The organism is Pseudanabaena sp. UWO311 (assembly GCF_006937785.1).
GTDB lineage: Bacteria > Cyanobacteriota > Cyanobacteriia > Pseudanabaenales > Pseudanabaenaceae > Pseudanabaena.
Genome location: NZ_SJEE01000010.1, coordinates 62,503 through 75,447, shown reverse-complemented (window position 1 = coordinate 75,447; position 12,945 = coordinate 62,503). Strand labels below are relative to the sequence as shown.

Annotated in this window: 9 protein-coding genes and 1 pseudogene; 8 read left to right on the top strand and 2 right to left on the bottom strand. The window is 38.8% G+C overall.

Annotated features, from left to right (window positions below):
• Nucleotides 1-190: 190 nt before the first annotated feature.
• Nucleotides 191-1,825, top strand: a complete 1,635-nt coding sequence (locus PseudUWO311_RS09985; RefSeq protein ID WP_142655104.1) for an ArnT family glycosyltransferase — start codon at nucleotides 191-193, stop codon at nucleotides 1,823-1,825.
• A gap of 32 nt (nucleotides 1,826-1,857) precedes the next feature.
• On the opposite strand, the gene PseudUWO311_RS09980 is transcribed toward PseudUWO311_RS09985, so the two are convergent.
• Nucleotides 1,858-2,316, bottom strand: a complete 459-nt coding sequence (locus PseudUWO311_RS09980; protein ID WP_142655103.1) for a Crp/Fnr family transcriptional regulator — start codon at nucleotides 2,314-2,316, stop codon at nucleotides 1,858-1,860.
• A gap of 3 nt (nucleotides 2,317-2,319) precedes the next feature.
• On the bottom strand, nucleotides 2,320-5,424 hold the full coding sequence (locus PseudUWO311_RS09975; protein ID WP_223807522.1) for a HEAT repeat domain-containing protein: 3,105 nt from the start codon (nucleotides 5,422-5,424) through the stop codon (nucleotides 2,320-2,322).
• Between PseudUWO311_RS09975 and PseudUWO311_RS09970 the strand changes: the two genes are divergently transcribed.
• The 7 genes and pseudogenes from PseudUWO311_RS09970 (at nucleotide 5,424) to PseudUWO311_RS09940 (ending at nucleotide 12,938) form a co-directional block, all read left to right on the top strand.
• Nucleotides 5,424-6,215 (top strand): PD-(D/E)XK nuclease family protein, encoded by a 792-nt coding sequence (locus tag PseudUWO311_RS09970; protein WP_190303449.1) that lies wholly within the window; start codon nucleotides 5,424-5,426, stop codon nucleotides 6,213-6,215. The genes PseudUWO311_RS09975 and PseudUWO311_RS09970 overlap by 1 nt on opposite strands.
• A 123-nt stretch (nucleotides 6,216-6,338) precedes the next feature.
• Complete coding sequence (gene gmd / locus PseudUWO311_RS09965; protein ID WP_142655101.1) at nucleotides 6,339-7,409, top strand: GDP-mannose 4,6-dehydratase; 1,071 nt, start codon at nucleotides 6,339-6,341, stop codon at nucleotides 7,407-7,409.
• Between the two features lie 540 nt (nucleotides 7,410-7,949).
• Entirely contained in the window at nucleotides 7,950-8,756 is an 807-nt protein-coding gene (locus PseudUWO311_RS09960) for an ABC transporter permease (RefSeq protein WP_142655100.1), read from the top strand.
• A gap of 3 nt (nucleotides 8,757-8,759) precedes the next feature.
• A pseudogene (locus PseudUWO311_RS24855) lies at nucleotides 8,760-9,482 on the top strand (ABC transporter ATP-binding protein); the annotation flags it as partial.
• Nucleotides 9,483-10,055: 573 nt separating this feature from the next.
• Nucleotides 10,056-11,054, top strand: a complete 999-nt coding sequence (locus PseudUWO311_RS09950) for a glycosyltransferase family 10 domain-containing protein (protein WP_142655099.1) — start codon at nucleotides 10,056-10,058, stop codon at nucleotides 11,052-11,054.
• 7 nt (nucleotides 11,055-11,061) lie between these two features.
• Nucleotides 11,062-11,775, top strand: coding sequence for an FkbM family methyltransferase (locus PseudUWO311_RS09945; protein ID WP_142655098.1), 714 nt, complete (start codon nucleotides 11,062-11,064; stop codon nucleotides 11,773-11,775).
• The gene (locus PseudUWO311_RS09940; RefSeq protein WP_142655097.1) at nucleotides 11,751-12,938 is read left to right on the top strand and encodes an acyltransferase family protein; all 1,188 of its coding nucleotides are present in this window, start codon (nucleotides 11,751-11,753) and stop codon (nucleotides 12,936-12,938) included. The genes PseudUWO311_RS09945 and PseudUWO311_RS09940 overlap by 25 nt, the downstream gene beginning before the upstream one ends.
• Nucleotides 12,939-12,945: the final 7 nt, after the last annotated feature.

The window sequence follows — 12,945 nt, the reverse complement described above, 5'->3', positions numbered from 1 at the left end:
TCAAGATGGTTAATGCATAAAACTAAAAAAGTAAGGGTGACGTTAGTAAATAGCTATGAGAAAGCAAGCTTTAAACCCTGAAAAGGATTGGCACTGCGATAATATTGATGGTCTAAACCAAATAGATTTTAAAAGCCTCGCAAATTAAGGCTTTTAAAATCTATTTGTACAATAAAAAAAGGAATTTAGAGTGAAAATTCATAAGTGGGCGATCGCCATATTATTGTGGGGTTTCCTGTTTAGGGCTGTATGCGCTATTTATCTCAACATCGGCTTTGACGAAGCTTACTATTACCTCTACACCCAAAATCTCAACTTAAGTTATTTCGATCATCCACCACTAGTTGCTTTTACAGCAGGAATTGGCATCTGGCTGACGGGTGCAGTTACACCTTTTACAATTAGGATTGGTGGTGTTTTACTTTATACAGGGACATTAATCTTCTCTTATCTGTCTAGCAAAAAGCTATTTGGCGATCGCACAGCGACTTTAACTCTGGCGATTTTGACGACAATTCCGATTTTTCAGATTGCCTTTGGGATTCTAACTCTGCCTGATAATGCCTTGATGTTTTTCTGGGCAGCTTGTTTGTGGGTTGCTGCCGAAGAATTTTTTCCATCCGATCAGACTGACAAATATCAACCGACCTATCGCCTTGCCATAATCGGTTTATGCGTTGGTTTAGCATTTTTAGGCAAGTATCATGGCTTGCTCTTAGGTGGAGGACTGGTAATATTTTGCTTGCTAAGTAGTCGTCATCGAAGCGCCCTATTTTCAGTCTGGACATTGGCAGCGATCGCACTATTTGCGATCGCGATTTCTCCTGTGCTGCTGTGGAATGCTCAGCATGAATTTGCCTCATTTCGCTTTCAGAGTGCGCGGGCTGTGCCGTCACAAGGCTATAACCTAGAGCGATTGTTGGTAACAATCCTTCTAGCGCTCGGCTATTTGTTCCCCACGTTTGGGATTCCTTTATGGTGGACGAGTTTTCGCACGGCGGGGGGATTAGTTAAAGCTGCCGCAAGGCAAGGTAAGAGAGATGAAAATAACCCTGAGCAGAATTATGAATTAGCGATCGTCGAAGATCGTCTTCGCAACAAGCAATTACTAATTCTTTGTGTATCGATGCCCATTTTCTTTGGGTTTACCTTTATGGGTGGATTCATTCAAATTCTGCCCTCATGGCATATGCCAGGATTTTTTGGGGCAACCCTTTTACTCGGAGAGAGGGCAGCCCAAGTGCAATTAAAGCGCCCAAAATTTATTCACAATTGGCTCTGGGGATCGGGCGTGGTAATTTTGTCACTTATGCTCATTGGCTTGCTCCATGTACATCTGGGTATTGCTCAAAAGGGTGGAAATGCTGCGATCGCGGGTGGCTTTTGGGAAGCAAAGGATGATCCTTCTACACAAATGATCGATATTGAGCAGTTGCGCCAAGCCTTTATTGATTCGCCAATGCTAAAAGCTGAATTACAAAAATCGGATTTTGTGTTTAGCAATAATTTCTTTGTCGCGGGTCAAGTGGCGATGGCGATCCAGCCATTGGGCAAAAAAGTTACTTGTTTTGATGAAGATCTGCGTGGGTTTGCTTATTGGAGCAAACCTGAAGATTTCATTGGCAAAAGTTCTCTGTACGTTACTTCAGAACAATTTATGAAGGACGAGAGATTTCCCCAACCGCTAGAAAAGTACAAAGGTTACTTTCAATCCTTAGAAAAAATTGCGGATATTCCGATCAAACGAGGAGGTCAAGCAGTCCAAATTTTCCCTGTTTATCGAGCTTCCCCAATGTTAAAACCCTATCCACGTCCGTATGGATAGCTATCAAGAATTAGTGGCTTTGCCCAACACCACTAATTCTTGGTTGGCAAGGTAGCAGAAGCTTCTAACTCATTGAGCTTTATATTTTGGCTGCGAATGCGGCGCGATAACAAGCGAATAATATTTACAGCAATATCGGGAGTCTCATCGATCGCTTCATATAATTGTTGCTGCGTTAGCACCAGACAATCACAACCAGAAATTGCAGTCACCGAAGCCGATCGCGGTTCCGCATCAAAAAGAGACATTTCACCAAAGCAACTACCCTTATCTAAAATGGCAAGATCCTTATCCCCCAAATGCACTCTGACCCGACCAGCAACCACAATATAAAGCGATCGCCCTTCCTGACCTTGTGAAAAGATCATTTTGCCAGATGGATAGGAAACCTCATTCATGATCGAAGCAAGGCGCACTAAAAAGTCATCCCGCAATTCTTTGAAAATCGGAACTCCGCGCACTAATAGTAATCGATCAATACTGGTTAGCATCGCCTAAGACTCCCCATTCCTATTTGGTTTGCCGCTCATTCTGGCTCTTATTTCAGTATCTAAATCTTGACTGTCTTGCAAATTATCACTTAGATTTAGGGTGTTTTTCCCATTATTTTGAAAGTAATAGGAAATTGCCCTGGCCTGAGCAAGCACTAAAGAATCGCGATCCTTGAGCAAATGTGGCAAAACCTTGATCAGCGATCGCGGTGAAGCGACTTGTAAATAAGAGATCACCGCCTCCCTGACAAAACCTGTGGGATGTTCTAGACATTTCAACATCGCATCCGCAGGCAATCTCCAATGCTCTGTCCGCCCCACATGAAAGCAGCAAGCTAAAGTCCAATCTGATAAACAATAGCGCAAATCTACAAGTTGTTGTAAGCGGCTGGATGGTGGCATCGGCTCATAAGTATGAATGTTGGCAAGGATACTTAATTTGTCCGCGATCGAGCGATTGTCAACCACCGACAAAATAATTTGCTTAACACTCAAGTCAACTGTATTGTCTAAAATCTCCATACCACGAGCCAGGCTGCTCTTGGAGTCAGACAAAATATTAAAAGCAGCAGCCTGAATTGCTGACGCAGAATACAGTAATTTCATTAGCAGAAAAATTCGCTCTAGGCTATTAATAGCTTCGTGCTCTAAAGAATCAATTAATAGCGTAGCTTCTGTACTTGAGACTTGATCGATAGATATATCTACAACTCCTGCCCAAGCTTCCGTCATCACTCCTAATTCTTGAATTACCATTTTTTCAATACCACTACGCCCCATCAGTTCCAGAATCGCTTCAATACCTTGCTCCTGAGGAATCCGAATCAGGGTACGTAAGATTTGACGGCGATGTTTACCCCAAGATTTAGTTAAGTTATTGGTAAGTACCGCAATTGATGCCTGAGAGCCGATTTCCCCCAAAATATCCCAAGCTTGTATGCGCACATTATCAGGGCTGCGATCGCTAAAGGATAGCTCTAGCAATGATGGAATTGCATCATCTCCAAGAGCTACCAGTGACTCATAGGCGGCTTTGCGCGTGGCTTTGTAATGTAACCCGCGAATAATCGAGGGGAAATATTCGTTAGCACGGGTGGCTGCGATCGCTCTTAGCAATGCACAGCGCACCTCAATCGATGGATCTTGCAATAATTGAGGCACATAAAAGCGCAGGGACTGCATAAAAGCTGCCTCGGCTAAAGCCCGACAGCCTAGGACTCGCTCAGGTTGTGATGAACTGGTGATCATATGCCGCAAAGTATTAGTTGCCTCAGCAACCTGTGACGAAGCACCTAACCTCATCATCAAAGCCACCGCAGTACCACGAATAATTGGATTTTGTTCTGGACCTAGATATTTTCTTAATCCATCGATATCGCGGTTTTTTTCATCAGCTAGCAACACGTAGCGTAAGCATAAAGCTTGCACCTGCGGCGATGCATTAGGCGATTGCATCACCTCACGAATATAAGTTAAATATCTAGGCTCTGGATTTTCTAGCATTGCTTCTATGCTTTGCGCTTGCAAATCTGGTGTCATCTGCGACAACATCGGTGCAAGGGTCTCGCCCACAGCTTGCGGCACAATTTGTGTCAACAGGTCAATACAGACCGATTGCTCAGTTTGAGTTTCGGCTCTGGTCATCGACTCCGATACCGCCCGACGCACTTCACGAGTATCGACAGTTAGCAGGCTTAGTTGCCCACGCTCTACACTCTGGATCAAAAGCTCCAGATACCCCCGCCGCAATAACCAAATAACCACTACCCAAACAATAGCCACAAGGACAATAACGCCCGCAAACCAATGGGCTGAAATATCAGTGCTGATATTATTGCGCCTAAAAATTTCACTGACAACCCAAATTAAAACCCCCGCACCACCTGTAGCCAAGGGATCGGCGATGCCTCTAACAAAGGATTGGATCTGGCTGCGAAATAAATCTGGTACAGCCTGAAAGAGTGTGGGCGCAGTCGCCGCTACAATCGTGAACCGAAATAGTTCATCAAAGAATTTCAGAACCACAAAGCCTGTTAATAAACCAAACGGTGCAAATCCTGCGATCGTGCCTGTAATGATGATGCCTATAGGTGGCATCAGCACTGCAAAAAATACGCCAATTCGTTCAATAATTCGACTAGAGCCAAAAAGCTGAAGGGCAAGCTTAAAGACTCCCATTATCCCGCCAAAAATCCCTAGAAAGCTGCCGATCGCCTCTTCAGTTTTTAGATGAATTTCCAGTTGGGACTGATACTGAAACTCAATCATAAAAAATAAAACTTGAGCAGCTATAAAGAAGCCAAATAAAAGCCAGACATACTTGCGAATATTACCTTTGAGAGTACGGGTAGAAATATCGCTATTTTCTTCACTGTTATAGACAGAGTTAGGAAAGGCTTGTTTATAGCGGGTACTCAGATAAAACAGTACGCAAGAACCGATCGCTAACATCAGGCAAGTTGCGAGGGTCATATTCGCTGCTCCGCCGCCCCACGCTACCAAAAATGGATAGGAAAAACCACCTACGATTTCGGCAACAATAATTCCTGTACTAATTAAGGGAAAAGCTCGCTTAATTTCCCGAATATTAAATAACTGGTTTGCCGCAATGTCATTATTAATATTGCTAAGTACATAAATGCCCTCAACCCATAGGCGAATCCCAAATACAGCCGCCATATATACAAACGTACCTTTTTGCATCAGCCCCATCCATGCAAGAGGCAGTGGTAATGCAAGCAAGCAGGAAATGCCTAGCATCACCCAGCGCAAAGGAAATAGTTTTTGCAACCATGAGTAAAAAACCCCAAAAGCAGTTACCACAAAAGCTGTAGCAATATATACCCAAGTCAATTTCTCAGCTGTATAGGCTTCGAGAAATAGAGTAGAGCTAGAATACTCAAGCCATACCGCTCCAATTGATGTTGCACCGTAAAATAAAAACATCAAAAACGTGCGTTCAGCTTCGTCTGGACGCAGATTGACGATTTTTAGAAATCGGCGCATCGAAGAATTAGAGTTAGGAATGACAGGTGCAGTCATCTGGGTGTATTCATGGATGATGGCGATCGTTTGACGATATGGTACTACAAGAACGCAAATCTGCAATGACAGCTATTTCGCCAATTACCTCAATTTCACAAGGACATCTCAATATTTGGGAAATTTGTCGGCGTAGATATCAATATAGTTTTTTAGAGGAGTTGAGTTTACCCGAAGCTGATTTACAACGCAAAAAAAATTTGCTACTAGGGTCAAATTTTCACTTACTAATGCAGCAAAAAGAGCTAGGGCTAGATGTATCCTCACTAGCGAGTAGTGATCCAAAGTTACGATCATGGCTAGATGCGTTTGAGCATCAGCCACCAGAAATGATCAAAGGCGATCGCCTTTGTGAACATCGTCGCACATTAGAAATGCCAATCGAAATGTCGCTGCATCATAGTGAGAATAGCGATCATGGTCAAGCGTATTTTGTCTTAACTGCAATTTACGACTTTTTGATTTTGGGCGATCGCAAGGCGCAAATTCTCGACTGGAAAACCCATCAAATTGCGATCGCTGCTGAAAAATTAAAAACCAATTGGCAAACCCGCCTCTATTTATATCTGTTAGCCAAAACAACTAACTATGCGCCTGAGCAGTTATCAATGACCTATTGGTTTGCCAATACAGCCGAATCAATAATTATTCCCTACTCTCAGGCAGAGTATGTATGCACTGAAATCCAGTTAAAGCAAATTTTGACAGAAATTAACCAAGCCATTAATTACCCCAAATTACCGATTAATAGTCCTGATTGTAATTATTGTGAGTTTAGCGATCGTTGCGATCGGGGCGATATATTAACTACTGATATATCTAGCAATATCTCTGAGATTCCTGAAGTCATACTTTAGAATTTAAGAAATACCGTAAGAAGAAGGCTGCTATTTGGCACTATTCTTTTTTTAAGCAATAATGATATGCTCGGCAGGCTATTTTGAATGTGCGGAGCATTTAATTCCTAAAAATATCACTCTATGAGTAAATCTAAACGCGCCTTAATTACAGGTATCACAGGTCAAGATGGATCTTATCTATCGGAACTACTACTAGCAAAAGGATATGAAGTCCACGGTATCATTCGGCGATCTTCAACGATAAATACAGATCGCCTAGATCATATGTATCAAGATCCGCATCTACCAGAGACCAAGTTGTTTCTACACTATGGCGATCTCACTGACGGCACAACCTTGGGACGGATTTTAGAAGCGGTTCGACCTCATGAAGTATTTAACCTTGGTGCTCAGTCGCATGTGCGCGTCAGCTTTGACTCTCCTGAATATACTGTTGACGCAGTGGGGATGGGAACTTTACGCTTATTAGAAGCTTTGCGAGATTACCAACAGCGCAATGATCGCGAAATCCGTTTTTATCAGGCAGGCTCATCCGAGATGTACGGCTTAGTGCAAGCTGTACCCCAAAATGAGGATACTCCCTTTTATCCACGTAGTCCCTATGCTTGTGCCAAGGTGTATGCCCATTGGCAAACAATTAATTACCGAGAGTCTTACGGACTATTTGCTTGCAATGGCATTTTGTTTAATCATGAGTCACCGCGCCGAGGTGAGACCTTTGTCACCAGAAAGATTACCAGAGCGATCGCCCGCATTGTCGCTAACCAGCAAAAAAAACTCTATTTAGGAAATCTCGATTCCAAACGCGATTGGGGATATGCCAAAGATTATGTTGAGGCGATGTGGTTAATGTTGCAACAGGAAAAACCTGATGACTACGTGATTTCCACTGGTGAGACCCATTCAGTAAGAGAATTTTTGGAGGAAGCTTTTGCCTATGTCAATCTCAAATGGGATGACTATGTAGAGATTGATCCGCGTTATTTCCGCCCTGCTGAGGTGGATTTGTTATTGGGCGATTGCTCTAAGGCTAAACAAAAGTTGGGTTGGGAGCCTAAGGTTACTTTCAAGGCTTTGGTTGAGATAATGGTGGACGCTGATCTAGAAGCTTTGGGCTTGCCTAATCCTAAAGGTACACATTCTCTGGATATTGCCACATTGCGAAATATTGGACAGGCTCCGACTTGGTAGTTTTAGCAAACAAGCAAGTTTTCACGATCACCAGACGATGAAAAATTGCTCGATGACTCTTAAGTAGTCAAAAAGTCACTACTGATACAACGACATGCAATTAAAATAACAGTCCTGAACTCATGCGTTGAGTTCAGGATATTTATAAACAATCTTCCTTCGCTAGAAACATGCTAAATCACAAAAAACTGTGATTTTCACTTTAAAACCCTTATTGATAAGCGAAAAATACTAAACTACAGTCACCTATGTACCTAGTGGCAAAAGATGGAAAGTCTACTTAGTCATCTACGTGAAATTAATTCTGCACAAGTACTTAGTAACGACTTTAGAGAGTGATATTAGCTCAAATCCTTATCCCGAAATCACGTTAAACTATATTAATTGCATTGATTTTAGGTGGTTTAAGCTACCTAGACTAGAATTGAAGAAATCGATTACCCCAATCGTAAATTTTGGGTTTCAGGATTTTAATTGCACATCAAGTTATAATTAATGAACTCAAACTAAATAGATTGTATCAAGAGGTATTGACTCCTGATGGGTCTTTTGTTAAGAAATAAGTACATCAGCTCCGATGTTAAGCACTACCTAGAATTATTACAAGTCTTGGTAGGGCGCAATCTAAAAGTTCGCTATAGAGGGTCAATTTTAGGTATCTATTGGTCATTGCTCAATCCATTGATTATGACCAGTTTATACACAGCTATTTTTGGAGCAACTTTTGCCAAGTACTATAATGATTCGATATTAAATTATATTTTGGCAGCATTTACGGGGTTAGTTGTAATCAGCTTTTTCTCGTCTTCGACTTCTCAAGCTTTGACAAGTGTCGTCAATAATGGTGCATTATTAAATAGAATTCGCTTGCCTGTGAGCATATTCCCTATTTCAATGATCGCCGCAAATGTGTTTCAGTTCTTGATGGGGGCTTATCCTTTACTTGCGATAGTAGCCCTAGTCAGATCGCGAAATTTACTTAATGCCTTTGCCATACTCTTACCCTTTCTTGCGCTGGTGTTTTTTTGTGTGGGTGTAGGATTTTTTGTGAGTGCTCTTTATGTGTTTTTTCGGGATCTGCCATATTTCTACGAGCTTATAGTGTTCATAATGGGGATTGGTACGCCTATATTTTATCCTGCAGCTATTGTTTCGCCCAAGGTCAAACCCTTTCTAATGGTTAATCCGCTATCTCCGATTATTGAGAGTCTCCGCCAGATAACACTTTCTGGGGAATCAGTTGATTTTTCAATGGTGGCTAGTGCTTTATTAAGTGGCACAATCTTTGCTGTTTTAGGTTGGGCGTATTTTCACCGTTCTCGATCGCAGTTTATGGACTTGCTATAGATAATGGAAGAAGCGATTCGATTAGATCAAGTTTGTTTGTGGCGCAGAACCCAAGAAGAGTTTTCATATAATCTCAAGAAAACTGTGCTATCTGTGTTTGAGGGGCAATATCAACAACCAGCTAAAAAATTAGTTCTAGACAAGATTGACCTAGTGGTGGAAAAGGGAGAAAAAATTGGCATAATTGGCAGTAATGGAGCAGGAAAGTCTACCTTATTAAAGGTCATATCAGGAATTCTGAAACCAACAACTGGGACTGTTCGGGTTCGCGGTCAGATTGCACCACTAATTGAGCTAGGTGCAGGTTTTGACCCAGAAATTTCCGTGGTTGATAATATTCTTTTGTATGGAGTACTGCTGGGATTGTCGCGAGAAGAGATGAAAGAGCGAATCGAATCGATACTGGACTTTGCAGATTTAGAGGACTATCGTTTTGTTCCTGTTAAGGGCTTGTCTTCAGGGATGGTAGCTCGCTTGGGGTTTGCGATAGCAACAGATGTAAAACCAGATATTTTGATATTAGATGAAGTTCTATCAGTAGGTGATGAAAGTTTTAAAAATAAATGTCAAAAGCGTATAGACAAATTTTGGGAGGATCATGTCACTATTTTAGTTGTTTCTCACTCAATGGAATTTATTGCAAAGTCTTGTGATAAAGCTATTTGGTTAAATAAGGGGCATATTAATTTGTCAGGTGATGCAGAAACAGTCATCAAGTCTTACCTTGTTAGCGCAGTAGGAGATGATTTAGAAAGTAGTAGTCAAACACCAGAACAATCAATCATTGAGCGAATACAGTCAATAGAATTTCCTATCAGTAGTGATGAGGTAACTATTCATGAATTTTCTTTAACACAAAAAGGTGTAAATGTATCGGAATATGATGGTGGTAAGACCATAGATATCAAAATAGGCTTTGAGATAGAGGAAGACTTAACGCTCTTTAGGATGGGTATATTCCTAAGATCAATTACTGGTGAATGTATATTCAGACATCTGATTGCAGACTGGAAAGCAGATTTTGAAAGTCTTAAGAAGGGTAGATATATATGCATGGGGCAAATACCACCCAATTTAATAGCCGCAGGAAGTTATATAATCGAGTTGCATTCTAGCCGATATGGAATAAAAGACTATAGTTTTGGAGATTTGATAAGAGCCTTAATGGTAGTTAAATTCCCTTATACATATAACACCGCTCATACTGATGAGCAGGCATTTGGATCAATCATCATAAATTCCAACTGGCAGTTGACAGCTATATAAGATGGTTAGCTTAAATTAGGATTCAAGAAATCAATGATTAAAGTGAAAGTTACACATCCATATGGTAAATGGCCATTGGCTAGACAGACTCCAAATAATTCTGGGATTTGGGGTGACTGTCAGTTTTTTATTAATGATGATACTCAAGAGTGTGATTATTGGTTTGTGTTAGATGATGTAGAAAACAAAAAATCCACTGCGTGCAATTCCAAAAATATATTTATTATTACCCTTGAATTTCCATCAATACGTCCAAATATAAATTTAAATTTTCTTAGGCAATTTAATACTGTATTTACTTATTCTAGAAAGATTAATCACCCAAAAGTTGTTGACGTGCTATCTCTATTTCCTTGGCATATAGGAGTTGATAATACTAATAGCGATACCATAACTAAAGCCTATAAAACGTATGATGACTTCAAAAGTCAAAGAATACTGAATAAGCCTAAATTAATATCTGTGATTTCATCAAACAAAGCCTTTACAGATGGTCATAAACAGAGATTAAAGTTTGTAGAAGCATTGAAAGAGCACTTTGGTGAAAATATTGATGTTTTTGGGCGTGGAATCAATAGTTTTGCAGACAAATGGGATACTATTTCCCCTTACAAATATCATATTTCCCTAGAGAATTCTGCTTGTGATAATGGCATATCAGAGAAGCTGTATGATTGCTTTCTAGGCGAATCTTTCCCATTCTATTATGGATGCCCAAATGTAAGTAACTACTTTTCCAATCAATCATTTATACCCATAGATATCAATGATATAGGTAAGTCCTTGATATTAATAGAATCAGCTATTTCTAATCAAGTATATGATAAAAGCACTCAACACATTCAGGATTCCAAAAATCTAGTACTCGACAAGTATAATATCTTTAGTTTTATGGCAAATTATTGCAGCAATGATTTTGATTATCGGCAATATAAATCTTCAATTACAATTAAGCCTGAATCATATTTCACTGACTCTAAGAGTAGTGGCAATAAAGGTCTACTTGGTTGGCTAAAATCATTTAAGAGTTAGGGATTTTATGATTTCTAAAATAAAGACTGTTTTGAGAAAAGTATTAAATAAGCTTAGGAAAGATCAAAAAGAAATCCCTGAGGAAATCTCTGAGCCAGTCTATATAGAGACATTTGAAGATATTCAAGCCAAGAGATGCGCTCCTTGGTTTCGAGATAATGGAGATAAGACTTTAAGATTAGAATATGACTTGAGCGATGATTCAATAGTATTTGATATTGGTGGATATGAAGGGCAATGGTCTAGTGATATTTTCTCAATGTACTGCTGTTCAATCTATATTTTTGAGCCAGTAGAAACATTTGCGTATAACATAAAAAAAAGGTTTGCCAAAAATAAAAAAATCCATGTTTATCAACATGGATTGGCTAGTATAACTCAATCCGAAGAAATTTCTGTTGATGGCGATAGTTCTTCTATATTTAAAGATAATACTTCAAGTGAAAAAATATATCTAGTTAAAGCGATTGATTTTATTAAAGAAAATAATATTAGTCAAATCGACCTAATGAAAATCAATATTGAAGGTGGAGAATACGATCTTTTATTGCATTTATTAGATAGCGGATTTATTGAGAATATTGATAATATTCAAGTCCAGTTTCATGATTTCTTCCCTGATGCAGAAGAAAGAATGTCTGATATTCAAAAAAAGCTAGAGAAGACGCATTTGCTGACTTATCAGTATCCTTTTGTATGGGAGAACTGGTGCAGGAATTAACGATAATAATCACAGACTTAGGTTATTTTTTATTTTATACATATCATCATCTTATGAATCTTATAAATAGTTGCAGAAATGCTGTTATCAGTAGCAGTATCAGAAGATATGGAGATACAGATTTCATAACTGGATTTCGTGCATTGGCAGCATTGGCTGTATTGTTTATACATTCAGGTGGTGCAGGATTAACAGAAATTAGTAGTGTAACTTACAACTTTGTATCCTTTTGCAAAAATGGAGTATACGTTTTTTTCGTTATTTCTGGGTTCAGTGTAGCCAAATCATATAGCAAAAATTCTGATTTCATTATCTATCTAAAAAGAAGGCTATTTAGAATTATTCCACTTTATTATTTCTGGATTTTCTTAACATGTGTAACTGACTTAAATTCAAAATATTGGCTTCATGAATTTAATGTGTCTATAGACTTTTATAATATAGTTATGCATCTACTGTTTATAAGTTATTTGGACTATAGAATTGCAAATACTATAATTGGAGTTGAGTGGTCAATCCCAATAGAAGTATTTTGGTATTTGAGTATCCCATTATTGGCAAGGATATTCAAAAAAAATATTTTTGTAATTCTCGGTATTCCGATCTCAGTAATATATTATATTGCAGTCAAATATATTTTCTCTAATTTGTTAATATCAAATAGCAATAGTGATTTGATACTTCAATGGAGTCCATTGCCATACTTACTTTCTTTTGTGTTTGGATTTATCGCTTTTAAAATAAGAGATAAAATAATGGCAAAGATGTCATCCAATCTTTTTATAAGCGATCTAATTTTGATAACAATACTATGTTCTTTCATAATATATTTGTATTTTCCGTCTATTGTTAATTTGTTTTACAATGAGTATATTGCTGTTTCTATCACAACTTTAATTTTAATTGCTTGTGGAAACTCTGAAACATTAATATATAGATTTTTATTTGTTAATCCAATAATGCTGTATTTGGGGACGATTAGCTACAGTATATGTATATACTTATCACACTTTCCAATAATTGCATTAATTAACAAAGCTCACATTGACAACTTAACTGTTAAATTTATACTATGTTTATTCATAACAATTATTGTTTCTACGATTACATTTTTTACAATAGAAAAATATGGTTTTAATATTTGTAAATCTCTTAAAAAATAGGAAAGTT